A 24489-nucleotide genomic window follows, 5' to 3' on the forward strand; every position below is an offset into this window, starting at 1 on the left:
TTAACTTGTGCGGTCGGAGTTCGGGTGTGGAACCAACCTGTGTGCTAACAGGTTTGCTAACACGCGCTAGCCGGCGTTCCGCAGGACGCGGGCGAAGGTATCGGCCACCGAAGCCCCCTGTTCGTCGATCACGTGGGCATAGACCCGCAAGGTAATCGAGGGATCACCGTGTCCGAGCCGGGCGGCCACCACATGCACCGGGACACCGGAGAGAAGCAACGTGGTCGCATGAATATGCCGGAGATCATGCAATCGAGCGGACGGAAGCGGTTCCTCCGGTGCCGGTCTCCCCTCCCCTGGCTTGTTGTACCGGCGGATCAGAGACGACATCAGCGATGAGACTGTATCCGGATGCACCGGAGCGCCCCATCCGGTGGTGAACACGTAGTCCTCTGCTCCGCACCACTGCTCCCCGACCGCTAGCCGGTCCTGGAGTTGCTGTTGCCGGTGCGTTCTCAGCACGGCCACCGTCTCAGGATCGATACTCACCACACGAGAACGACCGCTCTTCGTCGATCCCTCCACCCGCTGACCATCGATGAAGGCCGCTGTTCCGGTAATGCGGACCTCTTCCGATTCCATATCCACATCCGACCAGCGCAAGTTGAGTAGTTCGCCACGGCGGGCACCGGTATACGCGGCCAGGTGGAAAAACGCGTACAGCCGATGGCGGCTCGCTACCTCAGTAAGGAACTGCCGAAGTTGCGCCGGTGTCCACACCGATCCCGGTTCGTTGCGTTCCTTGCGCGGACGCTTCGCCCGTTCAACCGGGTTGGAGGCGATCAGCTGTTCCACTTCCACGGCGTCCCGGAACGCCCGACGCAACACCGCGTGCACGTATTCGACCGTACGCGGCGACAGCCCCCTACCGTTGCGCCCACCGGTTGCCGAAAGCTCGCGGTAGAACTTCGTGATAGTAGCGGGACGAAGCGCTTGGATCCGCTGATCACCGAGACGCGGAATTACGTACCGTTCTATGAGGAACCGGTACATGTGCAGCGTTTTCGGCTTGATCTCGACCCCGTGCGTCTCGATCCACTCTTCAAGGTACTCGGTCACGGTGACACGGTTGCGGTCAATGTACTCACCCCGACGGGCCTTGACCCGAGCTTCATCGCGTGCCGCTTTGGCGTCCTCTTCCGTAGGGAACCCACCAACCCACCTCGGCTTACTCACACCGGTTTCAGGATCAGTGACCCGGATGACGTAGGACCAAGTGTTACCCCGCTTCATCACGCCATCGCGGAGCTTCGACCGTTTCCTATCGTTGCCGTTGTCTTCCGGCTCGTCCGGGATCCCCACTGCTGTCTTCGCCATCAGGCCGCAACCCCCTCAGCAGCCAGCCGCGATGAGATGTAGTCATCCAGGGATTCCACCGGAACCCGGCGACAACCATCGATCTTCAACGAGCGCACGGAGCCAACGGCGATCAGCTCATATAGCTTGCTACGGGAAATCGCCAGAGCCCGAGCGGCTTCCGGAACAGTGAGAAGTCGTTGTGAGGTAGTCATGCGGCTCTTTCCGTTGCCGAATGGTGGTGTTGCCGAACGGTGTCCAGGTGGGCGCGGCGGTTGAGCCGCTCGCCCACGGCCCGGAGTAATCGGTGTTCGCGAGGGGCCACGTCCGGATCGGTGGGTTTGGCGAGTTCCCACACACAGCGCCCGTTGGTGGCGGTTGCCGAGAGAACCGGAGCACCCGGCTGCGAGGTCGTCTCGGAGCCGGTGCCGTCGTCGGGGTCGGGGTTGGCGGGATCCACACCGAGGGTTTGCAGCACCCAGGTCAGCCGATCGGCTTTGTGGTCGGCCAGGGTCTTGTTCGACCATTTGCGCGAGACCAGCACCCGACGTCCGGCATAGCCCAGGTGTTGGCGTTTGTGGGCTTTGGACCGGCAGAAGCCGGGGCGCATGCCCGCTGTGGGGTTCTGGGGTTGGATGCCGTAGCGCAACCAGTTCGCACACCGAGGTGAGCAGGGTTCGAACCGCAAGGCGTCCATGAAGCGGTCCACGTGGCGCTGTTGGGCGGCGGTGGTCACCGGGTGGCACTCGGCGATGTCCTTGGTCAGGTATTTCGCCAGGTAGCGCACGCACCGGTTGGCATCACCACTGCCGGCCACCACGCCTTTGGCGTCCACTTGGGGACCCAGCCGACACACGTGCATGGGTTCGGCCTCCGGATCCGTGTCCAGCACGTCCAGGGCCTGTTCCCAAGTGGCCAGCACCTCCCCGGTATCCGGATCGACATAGTTTCCGGTGTCCTCGTCGAAGAGGGGCAGGTGATCGTTGTCGTAGACGACCTGTTCAGCGTGGGGCCACCAGACTTGGTGGTAGGTCGCCGCGGCGATCTGGCGCAGTTCGGCCCGGGGCAGGGTGCCCCGGATCGCCATGTGTAGGTGCGGGGCGAGGCGTTTCTGGGGTTCCACGGTGGCGAAGTACTGCACGTCGAACCCGGCCACCCTACGGAGGTTCTGCACGAACCGGTCGATGAGCTTGGAGAAGTGAAGCGTGTCGCGCGCGCAGCGTTGATAGTCGTAGGTGTCGGGATCCACCGGGGTGCCGTCCGAGCGCACCCGCCCGTAGGAATCCAGGGTCAGGGTGAGGAACAGGGACGGGCGAAACGTCGTGCCTGTGGCGCTGTCCTGGAAACTACGGCCCACGGTTCTGCGAGCCATGGGGCGTTTGGGCAGGTCGGGCACGTCGCTGCGGCGTTTCGTCGAGCGTGTACGCCGTGGGGAGGAACCACCCGAGGAGGAGGAACCCCGTGAGACCGACCCGCGCAGGCCGGTGGCGGTGATCTCCTCATCCATGGCGGTCATGGCCTCGTCCAGCTCGGCCAGCTCGTCAGAGGTGGTCGCTTGGGACGCGGCGAGATCGTCACGGCGAGCCGTGGCCCGAGCGCGGTGTTCGACCCACCAGCGTTGCACCTGCGAGGGATCATCCGGAGTGGGTGTGGGTTCCTCGTCCAGGTGCCAGCCCTCTTCGCACTGGCTGCGCCGCAGGGAACGCTTACGAGCCGCACAGGCCGGGCACTGGCTGTCCAACGTGGAGCCGCACGGCACATCCACGATCTCTGAGGCCCCGGTGTCCAGGTTGGTGCGCCGCAGTGAGACCGGACGGATGCACACCCCGTTGTCGGTGGCGACCTGTTCGGCGACGTCTTTGGCCAGGGGTTGGGCTTGGCGCTCGGCCCGTGTGGTTTTGCCGGTCGGAGTCGGCATCAGGCCACCTCCACATCCGCCACCGGCTGCAGAGAACGAGTTCCGTACTCGTTCGCCATGGCCGTGATGTCGTCGTCACTGACGAAGGCGGCCCGCACGCGCACCGGCAGCGGGGAGCCCTCCAGGCGGACGAACGCCACCCCGGGAACATCGGGGTCGATGAGATGGGCGTTGGCGCCGCGTTCGCGGGCGTCATCGCCGAGCACCATGTCAACCTGAGACGCTTCGTCCAGCCGTAGGGCGATCTTGTCGGGAAACAGGTTGCGCAGGTTCATGACCTCTTTGCGCGGGTCCTGGAGTGCGGCCAGCACGCACACTCCCACCGCACGCCCCTGGCTTGTGAGGGTGGCGATGGCGTTCTCGGCCCGGCGGCGGATGTCTTTCTCGGGGTGGTAGGCGGTGAGGAAAGCGACCTCATCGACCATGATCACGATGAAGGGGTCCTCGACTGTGGGGGTGTGGGTGCGCCGGATTCCGGCGTAGCGATCCGCCCGGGCGTGCATCTCGGACACGGCCGCCTCCAACACGTCCACGGCCGCCTCAGCGGTGTCGGCGTAGCGGGCGAACAGGCTCCGGCCGTAGGACAGTTCCATGCGTTTGGGATCGATCGCCCACACCTGGGCAGTGCCCTCGCCAATGGCGGGCAGCAGGGCGCGGATGGCCGACCAGAGCACCGAGCCTTTGCCCGAACCTGTCACTCCGACCGTGAGTACGTGGGTGCCGTGCAGCCGCAGGTCCCACGGGGTCCCGTCTTCACACAGGCCCACCTCGAGAGCGGCCATGTCGACCTGATCCGGGACGGGGCGTGCCGGCAGGGGGTTGGCCAACAGGTCGCGGCGGGGAAACTCCAACACCACGTCGCGCGGCCCGCGCGTGTAGACCCGGCACGAGGGCGCTTGGAACCCGTGGGCGAGCTCGGTCACCCGGTCTTCGAGATCTCTGGGAGTGGTGCCCTGTACCAGGGTGATGCGCACCCGATCCGCCCAGGCGGTGCAGGACACGGTTTTGATGCGGGGCAGGTAGTGGCGTTCCTGATACGACTCGGCCAGTCCGGCCACCACGAGCACGGGTTGCCAGTGACGCCGGTACACCCACAGCCAGCGCCAGCACGCCAGGCTGCGCAGCACGACCAGGCGGTGGAACGCGGCGGGCCAGTACCACCACCACACCCCTAATCCCACGCCAGTAAGTACGGCTGTTCCAGAAAGGACCAGCCAGCCGAGATGGACGCCGATCGCTGTGGCGAGCGCGGCCACGGCCGCTGCGACCGGAAACCGGACAGGGGTGAGCACCACTAGGCGCAGGAGCCGATAGACCCACCGGGACACGATGACGATGCCCGGCGTTTCCACCACCGGGGTCGTGAACCGCACCCCGTGCGCGGGAAGAGGGGTGGTGGGCTGTACTTGGGCACTTCCGGCACTGCGGTCGCGCAGCATCACGAGTCACCCCCCAGCACCTCGAACAGGGAGGCTTGGTACTCGGCCCGTAGGGCCGCGTTGCGCGCCCGGTAGGCGGCCAGATCCGCCCGAGCCGAGGCCGCCACCACGTGCGTGTGCGGGTCCTCGCTGGCATCAGCGATGCGCTCCAACAGGTTGGTCTTCCAGGCCAGCAGGTCCGAGTTGTCCTGGTGTGGGGCCATGACCGGACGCTGGGAGCGCGATCGCAGTTCCTCCAGGAACCGCGAGATCTCACGCGCGTGTGAACCCTGAGAGTTCGACATAAGCTAGAGACACCTCTTCTACATGTATGAGCAGTGCAACGGGGAGAGGTAGGGGCGGCCGTTGGTGTTGGCGCACCAGGCCGCCCCGCGTGTGTTCTCAGGCGGCGTCCTTGGCAGCGCCCGCGTTGGCTGAGGCAGCCTTGCGCCCCGAGGCGTTGGGGGCTTTCACTCCGCGTGCCCGCAGCGAGTAGGCCACCCGAGGGCGCCGGCCCGACTCGTCCACATAGGGCATCACCGACATCTGTTCGAACTCGGCCGGGCGGAACGGCAACCCCGGAACCTCGTCCGGCAGGGTCGGGCACACCTCAGCGGCGACCTTGACTTTCACGCTTTTGGCCTTGCCCCGGGCTTCCGGGTCGGCGTCGATGACCTCCACCGCCCACAGCGGCAGCCCCGAGGTCTTGTCGGTCTGTTGGCGCTTGGTCTCAAAGTCGGTGATCGCTTCCACCCCCAGGGCGTAGGCCCCGTGCGGGAACACCGTTCCGAACTCCACCGGCAACGCACCCTGAATAGCCATCAGATACTCCTCGCTTCGTCTCTATCGCCATAGGTCCTTGCGGGCTTCGAACGACCGCAAGAACAGATACAGGTATAACATGTATCGATTCATTGTGCCAGTGTTCCCGCTCCTACTGTCTGGCGGGAAGGAAGCATCACCGGCCCCTGGACTCAGAGCGACTGTTCTCCTGGACTACGAGGAAGCATCCATTAGAGGGCCGGGACCAGATCACTACGTGGTTGGACGTGTTTAGGACGTCTCGATAATGTGAGCGCGTCCTTGGACGTCCTGCGAACACGGGGTACATGCCAAACGAGAGGTTGCGCGCCGCGCTACTTGAACGCGGACTGACGCCCGCTGATCTCGCCGAAGACGTCGGCGTGGACACGAAGAGTGTCGAGCGGTGGATCAGTCTTGAGCGCACCCCGTACCGACGGCATCGCTATGCTGTCGCTGCCCGGCTCGCCATGGACGAGACGTATCTCTGGCCCAAGGCCCTCAGCCGCGAGCAGAGCGCGGCGGCATCCGAAGGTGAGATTCTGGCCGTCCATCCCCACCGGTGGACCGTTCCCCGCGACACATGGAAGCGCCTGTTCGAATCCGCCCAGCACGAGATCAACATTCTCGTCTACAGCGGCTTTTTCCTCGCTGAAGACGGCAGCATGCGCGAGCTGTTCGCCGAGAAGGCGCGGTCAGGTGTACGGATCCGTTTCCTCTTGGGGAACCCGGACAGCAGCGCGGTCGCCGAGCGGGGAGCGGATGAGGGTATTGATGACGCGATGGCGGCCAAGATCCGCAACGTGATCGTGTTGTACGAGTCTCTCAGCGCCATGGAAGGAATCGAGTTCCGGTTGCACGACACCGTGCTGTACAACTCGATTTACCGTGCTGACGAACAGATGCTCGTGAACACCCACGTCTACGGAAACCCCGCTGCCAGCGCCCCGGTACTCCACCTGCGCAAGATCTCGGGGGGAAGCATGGTCAACACCTACCTTGAAAGTTTCGAACGTGTCTGGAACCAGGCACAACCGCTGCGTTAAGGAAGAGACATGGGTAGGCGGATCGACTACTACAACGACCCCCAGGCGCCCGCAGCCAACAGCCTTGTCCCGTCCGTGAACGTGATCGTGGCCAACGACCGCGACGAGGTTCTTCTGATCCGGCGTACCGACAACGAGAATTGGGCTGTTCCCGGAGGCGCGATCGATCTCGGCGAGTCGGTCCCCGAGGCAGCGGTACGGGAGACACGGGAAGAGAGCGGCATCACCTGCGAAATCACCGGTGTTTCCGGGATCTACAGCGACCCGCGACACATCATTCTGTACACCAGCGACGGGGAGGCCAGACAGGAATTCTCCATGGTTCTCACCGCCCGACCGGTGTCGGGAGAGCTGTCCACCAGTGACGAATCGCGGGAAGTCCGTTGGGTCCCCAAACCCGAGCTGACGAAATACAGCATGGACCGCTCTATGCGAATGCGTATCGAGCACTTCGTGGAGAACCGCACCACCCCCTACATCGGGTGAGCACGCCCGTTCACGTCCCGGTTGCTATACGCGTTTCCACCGAGCGCACCGCCCCGAGCAGATCCGGTTTCGACCGTGTGATGGCTCGGTGGACCAGATCCTCTGGCTCGTAGCGCTCCAGGATCTCGGAGAGGCGCTGTTCAACCGGCAGATGCTTCCCGTCCGGACCGGTTGTCATGTCGCAGTAGGTCAGCGCTTTCAACAGGTCAGGGCGGGGAAGCGCGAATTCACTGGTGAGTTCGTCGAGCAGGCCGCGTTCCTCTGCCTCCACCAGCGCGCCAGAGTGATGGGCCACCAGGGCGCACACACGTTCGTCAGCGCGTTCACCCCCGCGCAGGTAGCGTGCACCGTCCAACGGGTGGAATCCGGTGACGGCCAAGTCAGGGGCATAACCAATGTCGTGGAGCCAGGCTGATGCCGTCACCAGGTCAGCATCAGCCCCGAGGACACAGGCCAACGACTCCGCCTGTTCGGCTACGCCTTGCGTATGTGCCCAGCGGCGCGGCAATGGCTCTTCGAGGAGGTGTTGTGCGAGTTCACGCGCCCATAGAACCTGTTCCACAGGTGCAACTCTAATGCCCCGCTGTTCCCGCATCCCGGACGAAGCGTCCCTTGCCCGGCAAGGAGACGATTACGCCCGATCCCTCCAGTTCGGACAAGGCTTGGCGCGCTGTCCCTCGTGAAACCTTGTATTCCTGGACTAGGGCGGACTCGCTGGGAAGGGCGGCCCCGGCGGGGAGGACACCACTGGAGATCTGGTCATGCAGCTCCGCAGCGATCCTGCGGTACTGAGGCTGTTGTTGGGGCAGGGCACGTTCGCCCTGTTCTCCCGGTGTGCATACGATCCGACCGGTTCCCGGAACGGACCGGATCAGTTGCTCTGCTTCCAGCGTGGCCAGCGCACGCCGCACCGTGGTGCGGGCTACCCCGAACTCGTCGCCCAACGCGGCCTCCGAGGGCAGTGCCGCCCCCGGAGTGAGCGCACCGCTGGAGATACGTTCCCGCAGCGTGTCAGCGATCCGCGTGTAGGTCCGCCACGGGGTCGCGCGTGGACTCACCAGGTGTTCCTTCCACTAGCAGTTGTGCAGCGCTAGCGCTGTAACAGTGCTAGCGCTGACCATGATCCCAGATTCCTTAAGGACCTTAAGGACCAACTCAAAGCAGGGGAAATCCTCGTATTGGGCAAATATTGAAGGCGCCCCCTGCCTCCACAGGAAAGCTGAATACCTTACGTGGCCAGTACGGCACGTAACACGCACTGGCCACACAGCAGTCCAGATCAGGCGCCGGGCAGCTGTAGGGCCTGGTTTGAGTTATTCGAGCTCCGACTGGAGCCATCGCGCGGCAAACGAAGTCTGTCCAGCGCTATGAGGAGGGTTTTCGAGTTGTCGCACGAATTTTTCGATCTCGTGTTCGATGATTGTTGGAGCGCTATCAGTGTCCGTATCGAGAACAGTCGCGATCCACAGCTCTTCTGTACAACGAATGCGCCACCGGTGCCCGTAATGCTCTTGCAGTAGCCGCAGCAGCGGAGCTTTGTCCTCTGTCATGCGGCCACCTCCACGGAACGAGCGAGTTCCAGGAGCACCGCCATACCGGCCCGGTTGTCGCAGCTGTTCACCCAGGAGTGCTCGTGACGCGGCACGTAGGGGCGAACCAAGGCCGCTTGGGGCGGCACGAGGTAGGAAGCCGGGGCGGGCGTTAAGGGAACCTCGATACGGATCCGCTCTGGGCTGTTCGCCGCATGCCTAGCTACCCGGTGCCCCGGGTTGCGGAGATAGCGCGCGATAGTGTTCCGCATGTTCCACCTGCCTTGCCAGGTTGGGACCGTGCCCCGAAGTGTTCGCCGCACTCGCGGGGCCGTTTTTACCTGCGGAAACTCTCCTCTGATCGGGTGGACATGTGTACCACGTATCGGACTTCCCGAGGGACGTCTAGGGACGTCTTCTGTTATCGTCGTTGACATCCCATCCCGGAGGTCAACGACGTGAACGAGGCTTTGCGCCGCGCTCTGGCCCACTCGCAGCTCACAGACACCGATGTCGCCGCACAGGTGGGCGTGGACCCTAAGACCGTCCGCCGGTGGATCTCCGGACAGAAACCACACCCGCGCCATCGCTGGGCAGTAGCCGACCTTGTCGGCGTCCCGGAAAACGAACTCTGGCCAGAGCACAGGAATCCTCAGGAACAGGCAGCCACCACCACAGAAGTTCGCCGGATCTATCCACACCGGTGGGCCGTCCCACACGAAGAATGGTGGAGACTCTTCGAGTCCGCCCAGCACGAGATCAGCATCCTCGTCTACAGCGGCCTGTTCCTTGCCGACGATCCCGGAATACGCGCTCTTCTCGAACGCAAGGCCCGCTCGGGTGTATCGGTACGCATCCTGTTGGGGAACCCCGACAGCCCCCACGTACAACAACGCGGCGTGGAAGAGGACATCGGCGAGGCGATGCCCGCCAAGATCCGCAACGCGCTCGTCCTCTACCAGCCGCTCCTCAAAACAGACGGTGTCGAGCTGCGCCTACACGACACCGTTCTCTACAGCTCCATCTACCGCGCAGACGACGAACTGTTCGTCAACCAGCACATCTATGGAGTACCAGCATCAACAGCTCCAGTGCTGCATATCGATGACCAGGTAAATCACGCGATGGCAGCGACTTACCTAGACAGCTTCGAGCGCGTATGGGAAACAGCAGAAATTTATTATCATAGTTGATAATTATTTAATTATCAACCCAGGGAACACATTCGGACTGTCCTGAATATCTGTCGGGATATATCCTTGGGGATATTTTTCCTTTGTAATTTAGCCAGTTCAGTATACTTAGCTCTAGATAATAAGTTATTAAAAGCCAAGTATCAACAAGAATATCATTCCAGTCCCATGTTTCATTTTTCTTAGGGTGTACGATTTGATCTCTAACCTGGCTTATGATTTCTGGTGAGTCTATATTTTGGTTTTTGCCCAGTACGATAGAGTTTTTAACTCTTTTGGAACTTGATATTTATGCGATATGTCAAAGATCATTCTTCTAATTCTTTGGTCTTCATATTTCCTTTTCTTGCTAAGTTTGCCATCTCCTTTTAGTACGTATTTATACCAATACAAATGATCAAGGGCAGAAAATGCAGTTACTATTTTTTGTTCTATGAAACCTTCATTGTTTGATGCTAATGCAGATTGCGTTATAAATTTGAGTGTTTTCCATGCATCCGGATCGGAATCTACAAATTTATTGAGGAATAAATTCAAAAAATCTTTTAGATCCTCACTTGTATGTGGATCCCACCAACTCACGCCAATTCCATATTTTTCAGCATGCTTAATACTCCAGTTTTGCCACATAATTTCATTATTAAAATCAAATCCAGTAGGAATATTGGGTGAAGTAAAATTTCCTCGCGCAAAAGAAAGTGCTAATTGTAATGCATATAGCAAATCTTTTGCTTCCTTGCCAGTAAAAGAACCTCCATCTTCACGAGTAATTTCCATTGCATGGCTAAGAATATAACCTCCACATTCTTTTGCTTTTTTTATCTCCTTGCTTAGATGCGGACGAGGATCAATTAATATATTGTATCCTGCCCCTGAAAATGAAATCCTTCCTTTTTGGTAAGACGTGCGATTTTTATAATGAAAAATAACATTTTCTCCTGGTATTATATTTGGCCCGTTTATCCAATGAGCAATTACTTTTTTAAGAGGGTGTTTTGAATCTCCGATTTCTATTTCAGGAATGTATCCGCTGGGTGGGTTTGTTGAAGTTATTTTTGCTGACAGAGAAAAATAATTATTTTTGGAATCTAAAATATTTAATTCTTTATCTTCCAAATCAAAAATTGGAATTATATTATTTTTGGAATTTTTTGGTTCTTCAGCAAACCAGCGAATTTCTTTTTTAGGAAACCATCTAGCTTCAATTAGTCCATTGTTGAACTCCACTCCGTCTATCCATATTTTCCCTTCATGGAATTTAAATGCTTGATTTGTTTCTCCAAATTCATAAACCCCTTCTTTATTGTCTTCATATTTCATCTGATCTCCTAGAGTAATAATTTGCCGAATTGGGCTATATGGGATCAAGGCGGCGGCGCTTCGCGCCGCCGCTTACCTACAGGTGGGGGCCGGTCGAGCTGCGGGCTGCCGCCCGGTCCCGACCGGCCCCCAGCACCGGCCTATGGCAAGAGTGACACACCGCCCGGTGCCGCCGGCACCAACGAACGCGCCAGGGCGGCGTTCCCCTGTTGCCGCCCTCCATCATGCCGACGCGGTGCGGGCCGTCAAGGACGCTGTTCGCGCCGCTATGCGGTGACGCTACGCGTCATCCTTGACGGCCCGCACCGCTCTCGGCAGGCTCGCGGCAACAACAGGGGAACACAAGAAAAACGGGGAGGCCCGAGGAAGAGCCCCGGTACAGGTCCGTAGTGGAGTGCCAGGAACGAACCGCGATCTTGATCCCACACAGTGCTAACACGAGCGCTAACAACGGCTGCGTACAGCACCGGATAACCCTGGAACCAGCGAACCGCACTAACGGTTTTCTCCCAGGTCAACACATATTCTTGGATGGAACTGGACAATCCACCGCTTGCTACGGATCAGAAGGTTGGGGGTTCGAGTCCTCCCGAGCGCACCGCCTTGAGACAGCGGAGTTAAGGCCCCGACCTGCGAGAGCAGGCCGGGGCCTTAACTTGTGCGGTCAGGACTGATCTCAGAACCGGCCTTCACTCATTCCCGTACCCCAGTGAGGTACTGCAACATCACTCCGACGAAGTCCCGTCCTCGGGATCCAGGGATTCGTCTCCGGAATCGCTGAGGCTCTCCCCGAGCTGTCGTAGCGCGTCTCGAGACTGCTCTGACGTCACCTCGGTGTAGACCTCCATCGTGGTCGAGATGCGGCTATGGCGCAGGATCGCTTGAGCCACACGCGGATGCACGTTCAGGGCGGCCAGCAAGGAAGCGCACGTGTGACGCGCTTCGTGGACCCGGATCACGGGCACCCCAGCCTTGCGGCACCGGTCATGGAAGTATCGGTTGAAGTTGCGTGGGTCGATCGGGGTGCCGATGCGTGTGGTGAATACCAGGTTCCGTCCTCGCCAGTTGACCCACTCCGCTCCGGACGCCCGGCGTTCCTCGTCCTGGCGATCGATCCGTTCACGCAGTACACGGACACACAGCCCTGGCATGGGAAGCCCGTCTTCCGATTCCTCGGTCTTGAGCGACTGGTCATGCAGGAGTCCTTGGTGGACCCTGCGCAACTGCCATGTCACGTCCAGGTCAGCGTTGTTGAGGTCAACCCCGTCACGGACCATCCCAAGTAGTTCACTCTTGCGCAGCCCCATGACCAACGGTCATAAGGTCACGTCACGTGCGCTGGCGCCCGTACTCGCGCGGCCGTCCAGCGCGAATCTGGGGCTGGTTCACCACATCCTCGCCTCACACATACCCCACCGCACCAGCGGACCAGGATGGACCGGGTGGACGGCACGGCCCCGGTCTCGGTGTCGTCGGCGGGAACCGCGATGAGAGTGCCGCCTCCGACCGGACATCGCCCCGGGAGTAGGGTCAACGGATCCATCGTGAGTACAGCCGAAGGGAGATCATGACCGAGCCGTTGGGTCCGCTGGAGCTGGTCGGGGATCGATGGGTCATCGGCGATCCTTACCGGAGAGAGGGAGCGTGCCTGGTTCTCACCGCCGACGGCATGGAGCATCACAAGCTCGCCGCGTCAGAGCCGCTTGCCGTCATCCCGTGGTCCAGGTTCGTGGACGGCCCAAGCGTATGGGCTACCGCACGAGCGTGGTCGGCCACCCGCACCGCGGGCGTACTACTCGACACTCTCGCGACGCGGACGGTCGCTGGCCCTCGCGCCTGCTCCGTTTTGGCATACTTGCGCCATCCGTACGAGGACGTGCTGATAACTTACACTCACCACGAGCGCCGCTATCCGTTCCTTCACATCTCCCTCCTGGACATACTGCTCAGGAAGACGACCGAGGCGAAAGCGGCGCACCGTCTGGGGGACCCAGCGTGGCTGGGAGAGGCGGTCGCCCGCGTAGCAGCGATACGTTCCGGGCGCCGCCCGGAGCGGGCTGTAGCTGAGATCATCGCGGACCTCAACTCATGAAGAAGCCGAAGAAGGCTCGTGGGACCTTGATCGTGCTGAACACGCGCGCAGGACGGCGGGATCGAAGCCTTGATCGCCGCGGTTCAGCTCGTCAGCGGCCTGAGCCACGTTCATGAGCGATGCACCGCGCCTCGGAAGTCAGGGCTTCCAGGACCCGATGCGGTCCAGGCGGCGGCGCTGCTGGCGTGCGGCGGGTAGGTCGAGTCCCTGGCCGCGTTCGGTGAGCGCCTCGGCGACGGCGGCGCGGTGCTCGACGGGTTTCTGGTCGTCGTACTTGAACTTGGCCGCCACATTGGTGACCTGCAGGTCCAGGCCGCGGATACCGGAGAGCATCCGGCCGTAGGGCGGCTGGTCGGCGGCGATGGGAGCGTGGTCGCCGTCGGGCTGGAAGTGGGCCATCTGGCGGCGCAGCAGCTCGGCCTTGGCGTCGGGGTCGTCGACGACACTGGCCCGGCAGGTGAACTGGACCGTGGTGTAGTAACTGGTGGGCACCCCCTCAGAGGGCGGGGTGCCGGCCTTGGCCCGCCAGGAACCGGGGATGAAGGCGTAGTCGCCGACGACGGTGAAGGCGACGTTCGGGTCGCGCTCGATCGCCTCCCACACCGGATTGGGCCGGGCGAGATGAACGAGCAGGTGACCACCGTCGCAGGTGAAGTGGGTCGGGACGACGACGGGCGGCTGGCCCGGTGAGCCGTTGACAGCCAGTTGCCCGAAGTCGTGGCCCTCGGCGATCCAGCTCTGCCACTCGTCCTCGTCCAGGGTCGCGTCCCAGGGATGCACCAACATGCTGTTCTCCTTCGTCCGGCGGGGTAACGGTTGCTAGGTCACGGCGAGCAGGCTCACCGCCACGGCGGCGGTGCCCAAGCCCACGAGCTGGCCGCGGTGGATACGTTCGGCGGTCACGCCACAGGCGAGCAGGACCGTACCGGCGGGGTAGAGGGCGACGATCACGGCGACGACACTGAGGTTGCCACTGCGGGCGGCGAGCAGGAACAGCAGGTTCGCTATGGAGTCCAGTGCCCCCGCGGTCGCCGAGATCGCGTACGCGGGCCGCTCGGGACCGAGCCTGCGCCGCATCAGTCCCGCCGCGGCCAGGGTGATCGCCGAGGAGACCGCTCGGCCGATGATCAGCGGAGCCACTCCGCTGTCGGCCGGCGCTTGGTGCAGGAAGACCAGCTGGCCGGCGATGGCGGCGCCCGCGCCGAACGCCAGTAGCAGCGCGGTCCGTGAGGGCCGCGCCGCGCCCGTGCCGGGACCGGCGCTGACCAGCACCACCGCCGCCAGCGCGAGCGGGAGCCCCACCATTCCGGCGGCAGCCAGGTGCTCGCCCTGCAGCAGCCCCACACCGACGGGCAGCGCGGCGGAGACCAGCGCGGTCACCGGGGAGAGCACGTTCATCGGACCGACCGCCAGGGTGAGGTAGAGCAGGGCGAACGCGGCGGCCGAGGCCACCCCCGAGGCGGCGCCCCAGACCACGGTCGCGGTGCTGAACGAGGCGCCGAGCAGCGGCCACAGCAACAGTTCGACGGCGCAACTGGCCGGGGCCGCGATCATCACGGTCCGCAGCACGTGTGCCCGGCGGGCGCCGAGGCCGCCGAGGAAGTCGGCACACCCGTACGCGAGCGAGCTGCCGAGAGCCAGCAGCAGAGCGATCACAGCACACCCCTTGATAGTCGATAGAACGACCAGACAGTACGATATAATGACCGCTGGGTCAACAAAACGACCATACTGTTCATTCGAATGGCCCGCTGTAGGAGTGGTGATCACATGGTTGAGACGGCGGCGGCTCTCCGGGCAATCGCCTCCAACGTCCGGGCGGCCCGCATCCGTGCGGGCCTGTCCCTGGATGAACTCACCCGGCGTGCACAGGTCAGCAAGGGGGCTCTGGTCGCGCTCGAGAAAGCCGAGGGCAACCCCAACCTGGCCACCCTGGTCCGGCTCGCCGACACCCTCGGCGTGTCGGTGTCCGCCCTGACACAGGAAACATCCGAAGACCGCGTCCGCGTCGTGGCCGCCGACACCGTCGCGCCGCTGTGGACCGGGGAACAGGGCAGCCAGGCACGCCTCATGCTGACAACCTCAGGGACCGCCCCCACCGAAGTCTGGCGCTGGCAGCTGGAGCCGGGCGAGGAGTATCCCAGCCACCCCCACCAGGCCGGAGTCGTGGAAACCGTCAGTGTCACCTCCGGCCGGATGACCCTGGTCGTCGACGGCACCGAACACGCCGTCGAGACCGGGCAGACCGCCGTGTTCGACGGCGACACCACACATACCTACCGCGGAGCGGGCACCGGCACCTGCCACCTGATCATGACCGTCCACCTGCCGCCCGGACCCGCTTCCGCGACCTGACCCGCGCAACGCACGCGAATCCTGCGGCGTTGCCGTCATCACACCTGATGGCGGCAACTAACCCTCGCTGAGTCGGGCGCGGCCACCAGGCTCTTGTGTACCGAATCCCCTATCCGCCGAACGCGTGGGTACGGAGTGACAGGCCCGGCTACGGTACCGGCGACTCGTGTGCTGCGAGCGTGCGGCGGTTAGCCAGCTCCCCTCGCCCGGTCGGAGAACACCGCGGCTCCACGGGTCAGGGACCGCGAACGGAGCCCGCCCGGCCGCGCGGTGCGGGGTCGAGGGGCTCCGCTGTCCGGGTGTGTCCAGCTGTCAGCCGGTTTTGAGCCCGGTGAACTCGTTGGGCGCCTCGGGAAGCTCGCTCTTCGCCCGCACCTCGCCCGAGGAGGTGTCAACGGCGCGGAGCGTGTTCTCCCGGGGGTCGGTGACGTAGGCCGTGCCGCCGCGCACGAAGAGGGTGGGGCGGGCCTCCTGCCACTCGACGGGCTCCTTCCACTCGTCGATGACCGGGAAGGAGTCCGCGACCTCGGCGGCCTCCATGTCGATCACGTGCAGCGCCCCGTCCGTGCCCAGGACCAGCCCCTCTCCGTCGGGGCCGCGTCCCAGGGAGCGGAAGCTGTAGCTGGTGCCCAGGTCCACCAGTTCGAGATCCCCGTTCCCGGTGTCGACGACGGACACCTCCTCGGGACGCTCCAGTTCCGCGTCGGGGTCGGTCTTGTAGTCGCCGAGCACGAGGGGCGACTCCTCGTCGCCGACCTGGTTGCCGATACGGCCGTAGTCGTCGGGGCTGTCAATCTTGGTGATCTCTCCGTTCCGGTAGACGAGCATCCCGTCCTCGCACCCGACGGCCACGGCCTCGTCCCGCGCTGCGGCCTCCCCGTGCACACCGGGGCAGTTCTCCGCGCGGGCGAGCTCCGCACCGTCGGCGTCGCGCACCTGGATCCCGGGCCGTTCCTCCTCGTCACCGAGGGTCGTCACCAGTTCGCCGTTCTCCAGTTCCACGGCGACACCGTGGTGGGCGTGCTCGGTGCTGTGCGTCTCGGCATCGGGCAGCCCGTCGCCGAGGTCGTCGGGGTCGAAGACGGTGATCTCCCCCGTCCCGTCGGAGAAGAGGACCGTCCTTCCCGCGTGGTGCACGACGTGCCCGGGTTCGGGTGCCTCGAACTCGTCGCCGCTGAGCTCGGCGCCCGCGGCGTCGAGGACCCTGAAACCCGAGGAGGTCGACACCAGCACGTGCTCGCCGTCGCCGGCCGGGTTGATCCGGTTGAACCCGTCCAGTGGTATGTCCTCGGCGACTTCCAGGGTCTCGCCGTCGATCACGAGGATCCCGCCGTCGTAGGTGGCGACGAGGGCATCGGTGACCTCCTCGGCGGTGGTCCCGCCCTGGCCTCCGCACGCGCTCACCGCCAGTCCCGCGGCGAGCAGCACCGGCAGGGCCGCGTGCCTGCCCGCGGGCCGGGGCGTGTTCCTGTGTCCCATTCTCTTGCTCCCTGTTCGGTGGGGGATCGTGACGGGCGGCAGCACAGCGCGGCTGCCGTCGGGGGTCAGTCGTCCGTGAGACCCGCTGCGATGGAGTCGACGTTGGAGCGGGTCATCTCGAGGTAGGTCGCTCCTCCCCCGCCCTCCTCGGTGAGGGACTCGGAGAACAGCGTGATCACCTCGACCTCGATGCCGGCCTCCTCGGCCATGGCCTCGGCGAGGCGGTCCGGTTGGGAGGAGTCGGCGAAGACGGCGGGAACCCCGGCCTCCTCGACGGCCTCGGACAGCGACTTCAGGTCCGAGCTGCTCGGTGAGGCCAGGGTGGTCCCGCTGGGCACCACCGCTCCGATGACCTCGAAGTCGTAACGCTGGGCGAGGTAGCCGAACACGTGGTGGTTGGTGACGAGGTCGCGGCGTTCCGGGGGGATCTCGGAGAAGCGTTCGGCGGTCTCCTCGTGCAGTTCCTCGACCCGGGAGCGGTACTCCCCGGCGTTGGCGCGGACGCGTTCCCCGGACACGCCGTCGACCCGTTCGACGACGGCGTCGGCGATGTGGTCGACCGCGTCGGCCATGCGCAGCGGGTCGGTCCAGAAGTGGGGGTCGGGCTCCCCCTCGGAACCGCCCTCCCCGTAGTCGATGGGGTCGACGCTCTCCCCCACCGCGAGGGTCGGCGTGCCGGCCTCTCCCGCGGCGGTCACGTTGTTCAGGACCTCCTCCTCGAGGCCGAGCCCGTTGTAGACGAGGAGCTCGGCCTCCTCCAGACCGGCTGCCTGCTGGGCCGAGATCCCGAAGGAGTGGGGGTCGGCGTTGGGTTTCATGAGCACGGTGACCTCGGCCTCGTCACCGACGATGGTGCGGGTGACGTCGCCGAGGATGTTGGTGGTGACGACGATCCCGGAACGGTCGCCGCCGAGGGCGGCGCACCCGGTCAGCGCGGCGGGCGCGGTCACGCAGGCGGTGGCCAACAGAGCGGTCGCGGCGCGTGCGCTCGAGTGTGTGGGGGGCATGGCGGTCACCACCCTGTCTCGACCATGAGGTCGGGTCGGAATCCGAGGTCGAAGGTGCGCGCGACCCGGAGGTCGTCGTTGTAGTCGATCTCGTGGACCGTGCGGTCCGCCGGGTCGTTGACGTAGGCGCGGCTGGTGTCGGTCCGGATGCGGGGATTAGGGAAGTCGCCGTCGGGGTTCTCCAACAGCTCGGTCCGCGCGGTCTCCTCCCCGGTCTCGGGGTCGTGGGACCGCAGCGAACCGTCCTCGGCCAGGACGAGGACGGGCATGTCCTCGCCCGCCGCGTTCACGGCGAGGGCGGGATCGTCGGTGTCGAGGCGGGTCCAGCTCTCCTCGGCGATGTCGAGCACCCACACCTCGCCGTCACTGTTCTCCCCCGCCAGCACGGGGGCGGTGGGTCGGTGGTCCAGGGACCGCACCGGGCCGGTGCCGTCGGGGTAGGGGACGCGGGTCGCCGCGAGCCCCTCGTCGTCCTCCTCGGTCACCACGAGGGCGCCGTCGGAACACCCGAGTACGGCTCCGCGCCGGGTCGACGCCTGCCCCCGCGGGTCGGGGCAGTCCTGGCCGAGCTCCTCCTCTGCCGGTTCCCCGTCCCGCGTCCGTACCTGGACGGACGCGGGACCGCCGGCGCCGGCGACCAGCAGCCGCTCCCCCAGGGGCACGGTCGCGATGCCGTCCACGGAGGCGATCTCGGTGATCTCGCCGTCGTCCGCGAGAGCGTCGCGGTCGAGCACGCTGGTGCCGTCACCGGAGGTCAGCGCCGTGACGGCGGAGTCCCCGGCCGCGCGCAGCCCGTTCCCGGCGTCGGTTTGGCCCACCGTGCCGGGTTCGGTGCGGTAGTAGTGCACGTGGTCGCCGTGGTCGACGGTCCAGGTACCGCTGTCGAAGACGGTGGCGGTGGTACCGGTTCCGAGGTAGACGAACCGGCCGTCGGTGGTGGCCTCCCGCACCCCGGGCACCTCCCCCACCTCGGTGACCTCCTCGGCCGCGGGGTCCAGCATGTGCAGCGCGCCGGTGCCGGTGTCGGCCATGACCAGGCGCCACTGGGGCTCCGCGGTCTCCTCGGCGCCCTCGACGTAGCCGTGCGGCGCGGCCTCCCGGTCGTCGGCTGTCTGCCCGGCGCCCGCGCCGCATCCCGTGAGCACCAGTGCTCCTGTGGTTCCGGCGAGCACGGCGCCGTATCCGATCCTCATCGCGTGTACTCGAGCTCCTTTCCGGGGTGTTCGTCCGCGGCGGCCGCTTCGGCCGGCGGGCGGCGGCCCCGCAGGTACGCCGCCCCCGCGGAGAGGAAGAAGAGGAGGACCGCGATCGCCGTGATCGTGGCTCCGGCCGCGGTTCCCGTGTGCCACGACACGAGCAGTCCCGCGAGCGTCGACACGGAGCCCAGCACCGCGGCGCCCAGCATGATCACCGGGATCCGCCGGGCCCACAGCACCATCGCCGCCGCGGGGGCGATCAGCAGCCCGAAGACCAGCAGCGTGCCCACCACGCGGAAGGAGGCGACGATGGCCAGGGTCACCAGCCCGAACATCGCGGCGTGGGCGAGACGGGGCCGCAGGCCGAGGGTCAGGGCCTTACGGGAGTCGAAGCACAGCGCCACGAAAGCGCGGTGTCCCGCCAGGGAGACCGCCACGGCCGCGGCGAGCGCGGCCGCCAGCACGAGCAGGTCCCGCGGGCGCACCGCGAGTACGTCCCCGAACAGCAGCGCGGTCAGGTCCACGGCGAACGACTGCGAGTGCGAGACGATGATCACGCCCGACGACAGCATTCCGACGAAGAGCAGCCCGATGCTCGTGTCCTGGGACATGCGCGGCGATCGCGTCAGGGCGCTCACCCCGAGCGCCATAGCGGCAGCGCTCAGGGCCGCCCCCAGGAACAGACTCCCCCCGAGCAGCGAGGCGAGGGCGACGCCGGGCAGCATCCCGTGCGCCATCGCGTCGCCGAGGAACGCCATGCCGCGCAGCACCACCCAGGTGCCGGCCAGGGCGCAGATACCCGACACCAGCACACCTGCCACCAGTGCCCGCGCGACGAAGGAGACCTCGAACGGGGCGAACAGCCAATCCATGCCCAAGAATATACAATGAAAATCATTGTCATTTTCAGGAGGGAAGCGTATGACCTGCCCCACACCGGCCGCTGTCCGACTCCGCGGGCTCCGCGCCGCCTACGGAGGCACCACCGTGCTGACGGAGGTCACCGCGGATGTCCCGGCCCACCGCGTCACCGCGCTCGTCGGGCCGAACGGCTCGGGAAAGTCGACCCTGCTGGGTGTCATCGCGGGAATCCACACCCCCATGGCCGGCACCGTGCAGCGCACCCACGCCGAGCGGCCCGCCCTGGTGGTCCAACGCAGCGCCGTTCCCGACACGCTCCCGGTCACCGTGCGCGACACGGTGGCCATGGGGCGCTGGGCCCGCCTCGGCACCTGGAGGCGCCCCACAGCCGCGGACCGGGCCGTCACCGACGAGTGCCTGGAGCGCCTCGGTATCACCGACCTGGCGCCACGCCCGCTGGGGTCGCTCTCCGGGGGGCAGCGCCAGCGCGCACTGATCGCGCAGGGACTCGCGCAGCGATCCGACCTCCTGCTGCTGGACGAGCCCGCAGCGGGACTGGACGCGGACGCGGACGCCATGATCACGGCCCTGCTCGACGAGGTGAGCGCGAACGGCACCACGGTCGTCCACGCGACGCACGACGCGCAGGCGGCACTGCGCGCCGACCACCGCATCCGGATCGAGCACGGGAGGATCGCGGCCGCCGAGCCCTCTCGACACCTCTCCCGACCCCGGGTGCCGGTTCCCGGGAGCCGAACCCCCTGATCCGCGTACGCCCGCCTCCCGTGCCGGGAAACCGGGGAAACTAGGAACCGGAGGTGAGAACAGCCCGCGCGAGGTCACCGGGTTCGGCGCTGGCCTCGGCGAGGAGCTCTCCCGAGGCGGACCAGACACCGGAGCGGCCGGATGTGCGGTCGAACCCGCCACCGGTCGGCCCCGCGAACGCCGCCCTGGCGACCCACACGCCGTGCTCCGCGGCGACCCTGCGGGCCCGCTCACCGTGCAGTTCGGCCTCGTGGTCGGCGTCGAGCACCCCCGCCACGTAGCCGTCGATACCCAACGAGGCGGTCCGCGCGGCGTGCTCGGGGATGCCGGTGTCGCGGCAGACGGCGAGCCCCAGCCGCCACCCGTCCACGTCGAGCACGGCGTGCTCGCCCGGAACGAAGTACCGGGCCTCGCTGGGGTGGAGGTGGACCTTCCCGTAGGCCACGCGCGCGCCGTCCTCCCCCACCGCCAACACGCCGATGCGCGGCCCGGGAACAGGGGCGCCGACCAGGGCGAGCGCCCCGGTCCGGGCGCACGCCTCGGAGATCGGACGCAGCCGGCTGTCGTCCGGAGCGACCGGCGCGGCGTCCAGCTCGTAGCCCGTCAGGGACATCTCGGGAAACACCACCACCCGCGCGTCCGCCGCCAGGACGGCCTCCGCGTGGGCCCGCGCGTTGGCCGCGGCATCGCGGGCCAGACACTCCGGTTGCGCCACCGCGACACTCAGCGACCTCACGCGGACTCCCCTCTGGTGGCACGGCCGCCCGTCCGGGCGCCGCGGCGCGGCGTTGCCTGCCGGTCGGAGACTGTGTACCAGCATCCCGGTCCCGGCACCACCCCCTCAGTGGCCGCTCGGGCGAAGGGCGGTGCGGTGAAAGCCAGGCTGCGCCTGTCCGAGCGGACCTTCACCTGCGAGTCCTGCGGCTACACCGCAGACCGCGACGGCAACGCGGCGGCCAACCTCGCGGGCCTGGCGTCCTCCCCGAGTTGCGGGGCGGCGGAAAACGAGCCCGCTGGAAACCCACGTAAGCCCAGCCTGGCTGGCGGCGGGTATCGCCGCGGGAAGACCCCGACCCAACCGGCCGGGGCCAACGCCGCGCCGCAAGGCGACGGCTCGGGAACACTGTCACACGTTTCCTGAACGGTGACGGCCATCAGGGGTCACCCACTCGTTTGCGGGCGCGTGGTCGACTCCCGTACCACCAGCCGGGTCGCCAGCTGTACGTGGTGGGAATCGGGAGCCTCCCCCCGGGCGAGTTGCATGACCGTACGCGTCGCCACACGCCCCATCTCGTGCAGCGGCTGCCGCACCGTCGTCAGCGGGGGGTCGGTCCACAGCGCCCCGTGGGTGTCGTCGAAGCCGACCACGCTCAGGTCCTCCGGAACCGAGAGACCTCGGGCCCGCACCTCCTGGAGCACCCCGACTGCGATGGTGTCGCTGGCCGCGAAAATCGCCGACGGCGGCTCGTCGGCGTCCAGAATCCCGGCGGCCATGTCCCGCCCGGCCTCCACGGTGAACGCTGCCGGGGCAGCCGGCGACGGGCCGGGCTCCGCCCCCGCCGACTCCATCGCCTCCCGGAAGCCGTGCAGCCGCTCACGCGCCGGGACCGACCCCACTGGCCCGCCGGCCAGCGCGACCCTCCGGTGGCCCAGGGCCAGCAGGTGCTCGGTGGCCTGCACGCCTCCCGCCCAGTTGGTGGCGCCCACACTGACCACCCCCTCGTCCAGGGGGTTGATCGGGTCGACCACGACCAGCCCCAGCCCCAGACGGCGGCAGGCGGCGACCTCCTCCTCGGCGAGTTGGGAGGTCACCACGATCAGCCCGGACCGCCGCCGCTGAGCCAGCCGCTCGATGAGGTCGACGCCGAGAGGCGCGGGCTCCGCTGCCCCGGCCGGAGCCAGCGCGCTGGTCACCACCTCGACTTCCAGCTCCCGGCCCGCGGACAGTACGCCGTCCAGGACGTGCAGGGCGTAGAGGCTGACCATGGTGTCGAAGACGACGTGCACCGACGGCGCCGGGTCGGGGTCGCGCGGCCCGGTGGTCGGGGCGTAGCCCAGAGTCCGGATGGCTTCGCGCACTCGTGCCCGGGTCTCCTCGCCCACCCCGGGCCGCCCGTTGAGCACCTTGGAGGCTGTCGCCTTCGACACCGCCGCCGCAGCGGCCACCGCATCCAGAGTCGGCCGTTCACTCTCCACCGTCCGCCTCCCGTCCGTTCGCGGGCCGCTCCGCCGGCCCCACTTACCGACCACCCTATCTGAAACTTTTTCGTTCAACCGAGGCGAAATCAATGCCCCAAAAGGGCGTTGACACGGAATAACCTCCTCTTTAGCGTGAAACAACTCACAGAAAAAACCGGAAACTGAACGAAAAAGTTTCTACTATCTGCCGCGGCTCGCTCCCTCCCGAGCCCGGCGGAAGGGACACACCTCATGGGACCGAGCAGAGCGGGACGCACCCTCACGGCCGCATCCCTCGCCCTCGTCGTGACCACAGCCACCGGATGCGGCGGCTTCGGAGGCGGGTCCTCCTCCGACGGCGCCACCGCGTGGGCTCTCACCGGCGGTTCCGAGGAGGCCTTCCGGGCCTCCTTCAACTCCTGGAACGAGGCCAACCCCGACCGCGAGATCAACGTCGAGTGGTTCGCCAACGACGCCTACAAGGAGAAGATCCGCACCGCGGTCGGTGCCGGCAACGCCCCCACCCTCGTCTTCAACTGGTCCGGTGGCACCCTGGCCGACTACACCGAGGCTGACCAGGTAGTGGACCTGTCCGGCCAGGTAGACGGGCTCACCGAGAACGTCCTGCCCTCGGTGGCCGCCAACGGCGAGACCGGCGACGGGCTCTACGCCGTCCCCAACAACCAGACCCAACCGATCGTCCTCTACTACAACAAGAAGGTCCTCGCCGACGCCGGGGTCGAACCGCCCGAGACCCTGGACGACATGACGGACGCCGTCGAGGCGCTGAAAGGCGAGGGTGTGGTACCCATCGCCCTGGCCGGGCAGAGCGTCTGGCCCGAACTCATGTGGATCCAGTACCTCACCGACCGCATCGGCGGGCCCGAGACGTTCCAGCGCATTCTGGACGGTGAGGAGGGCGCCTGGTCCGACCCGGCCGTCATGGAGGCCGCCACTGCCATCGCCGACCTCGTCGAGGCCGGCGCCTTCGGCGACAGCTTCGGTTCCGTGGACGCCGACAGCGGAGCCGACACCGCTCTCCTGCACACCGGCAAGGCCGGGATGCTCCTCCAGGGGAGCTGGGTCTACCCGAACATGGCCGAGGACGCCCCCGAGTTCGTCGGGGACGACCTCGGCCACACCACGTTCCCGGTGGTCGACGGCGGATCCGGCTCCCCCTCGAACATCGTCGGCAACCCGGCCAACTTCTGGTCGGTGTCGGCCGACGCCTCCGAGGAGGAGCAGCAGACCGCCATCGACTACCTGAACGATCAGGTCTACAACGAGGAGAACGTGCAGTCGCTGCTGGACCTGGGAAGCGTTCCGCCGGTCTCCGGCCTGGAGGACGAGATCGCCGCCCAGGACGACTCCGAGCACCTCGACTTCACCTACGGCATGGTGCGCGACGCCGAGCACTTCCAGCTCTCCTGGGACCAGGCGCTGCCGCCCGACCAGGCCCAGGAGCTGCTGTCCAACCTCAGTCGGCTGTTCCTCGGCGAGATCACCCCCGAGGAGTTCGGCGCGACGATGGACCAGACGCTGTGAGGGC

General features: G+C 65.7%; 27 protein-coding genes. 8 read left to right on the forward strand and 19 right to left on the reverse strand.

Annotated features, from left to right (window positions below; all coding sequences use genetic code 11):
• Nucleotides 1–66: 66 nt before the first annotated feature.
• From FHX37_RS17885 to FHX37_RS17910, 6 genes are all read right to left on the reverse strand, one after another.
• Entirely contained in the window at nt 67–1317 is a 1251-nt protein-coding gene (locus FHX37_RS17885) for a tyrosine-type recombinase/integrase (RefSeq protein WP_141925389.1), read from the reverse strand.
• Nucleotides 1317–1511, reverse strand: coding sequence for a helix-turn-helix domain-containing protein (locus tag FHX37_RS17890; RefSeq protein WP_141925390.1), 195 nt, complete (start codon nt 1509–1511; stop codon nt 1317–1319). Before FHX37_RS17890 ends, FHX37_RS17885 begins: the two co-directional genes overlap by 1 nt.
• Nucleotides 1508–3214 (reverse strand): replication initiator, encoded by a 1707-nt coding sequence (locus FHX37_RS17895; RefSeq protein ID WP_141925391.1) that lies wholly within the window; start codon nt 3212–3214, stop codon nt 1508–1510. Before FHX37_RS17895 ends, FHX37_RS17890 begins: the two co-directional genes overlap by 4 nt.
• Complete coding sequence (locus tag FHX37_RS17900; RefSeq protein ID WP_141925392.1) at nt 3214–4653, reverse strand: FtsK/SpoIIIE domain-containing protein; 1440 nt, start codon at nt 4651–4653, stop codon at nt 3214–3216. The genes FHX37_RS17895 and FHX37_RS17900 overlap by 1 nt, the downstream gene beginning before the upstream one ends.
• Nucleotides 4653–4937 carry a hypothetical protein gene (locus FHX37_RS17905; protein WP_141925393.1) on the reverse strand — a complete coding sequence of 95 codons (285 nt, stop codon included), beginning with the start codon at nt 4935–4937 and terminating at the stop codon, nt 4653–4655. The genes FHX37_RS17900 and FHX37_RS17905 overlap by 1 nt, the downstream gene beginning before the upstream one ends.
• Nucleotides 4938–5034: 97 nt before the next feature.
• Nucleotides 5035–5454, reverse strand: coding sequence for a plasmid replication, integration and excision activator (locus FHX37_RS17910; RefSeq protein WP_141924103.1), 420 nt, complete (start codon nt 5452–5454; stop codon nt 5035–5037).
• Nucleotides 5455–5741: 287 nt separating this feature from the next.
• Here FHX37_RS17910 and FHX37_RS17915 point away from each other — a divergent pair, with 287 nt between their 5' ends.
• Entirely contained in the window at nt 5742–6479 is a 738-nt protein-coding gene (locus FHX37_RS17915) for a DUF5919 domain-containing protein (protein ID WP_141925394.1), read from the forward strand.
• Nucleotides 6480–6488: 9 nt separating this feature from the next.
• The gene (locus FHX37_RS17920; RefSeq protein ID WP_141925395.1) at nt 6489–6965 is read left to right on the forward strand and encodes an NUDIX hydrolase; all 477 of its coding nucleotides are present in this window, start codon (nt 6489–6491) and stop codon (nt 6963–6965) included.
• A gap of 10 nt (nt 6966–6975) precedes the next feature.
• Here the strand turns inward: FHX37_RS17920 and FHX37_RS17925 are convergent, their stop codons facing one another.
• The 3 genes from FHX37_RS17925 to FHX37_RS17940 all read right to left on the reverse strand — a co-directional run bounded on the left by FHX37_RS17925 (nt 6976) and on the right by FHX37_RS17940 (nt 8766).
• Nucleotides 6976–7527: an HD domain-containing protein gene (locus tag FHX37_RS17925; RefSeq protein WP_246062424.1), complete on the reverse strand. Its 552-nt coding sequence runs from the start codon at nt 7525–7527 to the stop codon at nt 6976–6978.
• A gap of 10 nt (nt 7528–7537) precedes the next feature.
• Nucleotides 7538–8023 (reverse strand): GntR family transcriptional regulator, encoded by a 486-nt coding sequence (locus FHX37_RS17930; protein ID WP_141925397.1) that lies wholly within the window; start codon nt 8021–8023, stop codon nt 7538–7540.
• A gap of 488 nt (nt 8024–8511) precedes the next feature.
• Nucleotides 8512–8766, reverse strand: coding sequence for a hypothetical protein (locus FHX37_RS17940; RefSeq protein WP_141925399.1), 255 nt, complete (start codon nt 8764–8766; stop codon nt 8512–8514).
• Between the two features lie 186 nt (nt 8767–8952).
• Between FHX37_RS17940 and FHX37_RS17945 the strand changes: the two genes are divergently transcribed.
• Nucleotides 8953–9687, forward strand: coding sequence for an XRE family transcriptional regulator (locus tag FHX37_RS17945; RefSeq protein WP_246062425.1), 735 nt, complete (start codon nt 8953–8955; stop codon nt 9685–9687).
• 231 nt (nt 9688–9918) lie between these two features.
• On the opposite strand, the gene FHX37_RS17950 is transcribed toward FHX37_RS17945, so the two are convergent.
• The gene (locus FHX37_RS17950) at nt 9919–11007 is read right to left on the reverse strand and encodes a hypothetical protein (RefSeq protein ID WP_141925400.1); all 1089 of its coding nucleotides are present in this window, start codon (nt 11005–11007) and stop codon (nt 9919–9921) included.
• 725 nt (nt 11008–11732) lie between these two features.
• A complete protein-coding gene (locus tag FHX37_RS17955; RefSeq protein WP_141925401.1) occupies nt 11733–12314 on the reverse strand; it encodes a site-specific integrase in 582 nt (193 codons plus the stop codon).
• 260 nt (nt 12315–12574) lie between these two features.
• Between FHX37_RS17955 and FHX37_RS17960 the strand changes: the two genes are divergently transcribed.
• Nucleotides 12575–13099 (forward strand): hypothetical protein, encoded by a 525-nt coding sequence (locus FHX37_RS17960; RefSeq protein ID WP_141925402.1) that lies wholly within the window; start codon nt 12575–12577, stop codon nt 13097–13099.
• Between the two features lie 138 nt (nt 13100–13237).
• Here the strand turns inward: FHX37_RS17960 and FHX37_RS17965 are convergent, their stop codons facing one another.
• Complete coding sequence (locus FHX37_RS17965; protein WP_141925403.1) at nt 13238–13885, reverse strand: FMN-binding negative transcriptional regulator; 648 nt, start codon at nt 13883–13885, stop codon at nt 13238–13240.
• 33 nt (nt 13886–13918) lie between these two features.
• Complete coding sequence (locus tag FHX37_RS17970; RefSeq protein WP_141925404.1) at nt 13919–14755, reverse strand: EamA family transporter; 837 nt, start codon at nt 14753–14755, stop codon at nt 13919–13921.
• Nucleotides 14756–14869: 114 nt separating this feature from the next.
• Between FHX37_RS17970 and FHX37_RS17975 the strand changes: the two genes are divergently transcribed.
• Complete coding sequence (locus tag FHX37_RS17975; RefSeq protein WP_141925405.1) at nt 14870–15454, forward strand: helix-turn-helix domain-containing protein; 585 nt, start codon at nt 14870–14872, stop codon at nt 15452–15454.
• Between the two features lie 312 nt (nt 15455–15766).
• Here the strand turns inward: FHX37_RS17975 and aztD are convergent, their stop codons facing one another.
• From aztD to aztB, 4 genes are all read right to left on the reverse strand, one after another.
• Nucleotides 15767–16933, reverse strand: a complete 1167-nt coding sequence (aztD, locus tag FHX37_RS17980) for a zinc metallochaperone AztD (protein WP_141925406.1) — start codon at nt 16931–16933, stop codon at nt 15767–15769.
• Nucleotides 16934–16998: 65 nt separating this feature from the next.
• Nucleotides 16999–17940 carry a zinc ABC transporter substrate-binding protein AztC gene (gene aztC / locus FHX37_RS17985; RefSeq protein WP_141925407.1) on the reverse strand — a complete coding sequence of 314 codons (942 nt, stop codon included), beginning with the start codon at nt 17938–17940 and terminating at the stop codon, nt 16999–17001.
• Between the two features lie 5 nt (nt 17941–17945).
• On the reverse strand, nt 17946–19133 hold the full coding sequence (locus tag FHX37_RS23285; RefSeq protein WP_141925408.1) for a hypothetical protein: 1188 nt from the start codon (nt 19131–19133) through the stop codon (nt 17946–17948).
• Nucleotides 19130–20008: a zinc ABC transporter permease AztB gene (gene aztB / locus FHX37_RS23290; RefSeq protein WP_141925409.1), complete on the reverse strand. Its 879-nt coding sequence runs from the start codon at nt 20006–20008 to the stop codon at nt 19130–19132. Before aztB ends, FHX37_RS23285 begins: the two co-directional genes overlap by 4 nt.
• A gap of 49 nt (nt 20009–20057) precedes the next feature.
• Here aztB and aztA point away from each other — a divergent pair, with 49 nt between their 5' ends.
• A complete protein-coding gene (aztA, locus tag FHX37_RS18000; protein ID WP_141925410.1) occupies nt 20058–20762 on the forward strand; it encodes a zinc ABC transporter ATP-binding protein AztA in 705 nt (234 codons plus the stop codon).
• A 40-nt stretch (nt 20763–20802) separates the two neighbouring features.
• Here aztA and FHX37_RS18005 read toward each other — a convergent pair whose 3' ends face one another.
• Nucleotides 20803–21498, reverse strand: coding sequence for a carbon-nitrogen hydrolase family protein (locus FHX37_RS18005; RefSeq protein ID WP_246062426.1), 696 nt, complete (start codon nt 21496–21498; stop codon nt 20803–20805).
• Between the two features lie 72 nt (nt 21499–21570).
• Between FHX37_RS18005 and FHX37_RS18010 the strand changes: the two genes are divergently transcribed.
• Nucleotides 21571–21903, forward strand: a complete 333-nt coding sequence (locus FHX37_RS18010; protein ID WP_170181630.1) for a zinc ribbon domain-containing protein — start codon at nt 21571–21573, stop codon at nt 21901–21903.
• A gap of 20 nt (nt 21904–21923) precedes the next feature.
• On the opposite strand, the gene FHX37_RS18015 is transcribed toward FHX37_RS18010, so the two are convergent.
• On the reverse strand, nt 21924–22958 hold the full coding sequence (locus tag FHX37_RS18015) for a LacI family DNA-binding transcriptional regulator (protein ID WP_141925413.1): 1035 nt from the start codon (nt 22956–22958) through the stop codon (nt 21924–21926).
• A 234-nt stretch (nt 22959–23192) separates the two neighbouring features.
• Here FHX37_RS18015 and FHX37_RS18020 point away from each other — a divergent pair, with 234 nt between their 5' ends.
• Nucleotides 23193–24485 (forward strand): extracellular solute-binding protein, encoded by a 1293-nt coding sequence (locus FHX37_RS18020; protein WP_141925414.1) that lies wholly within the window; start codon nt 23193–23195, stop codon nt 24483–24485.
• Nucleotides 24486–24489: the final 4 nt, after the last annotated feature.

Origin of the sequence: Haloactinospora alba, assembly GCF_006717075.1 — a bacterium.
Taxonomy (GTDB): Bacteria; Actinomycetota; Actinomycetes; order Streptosporangiales; family Streptosporangiaceae; genus Haloactinospora; species Haloactinospora alba.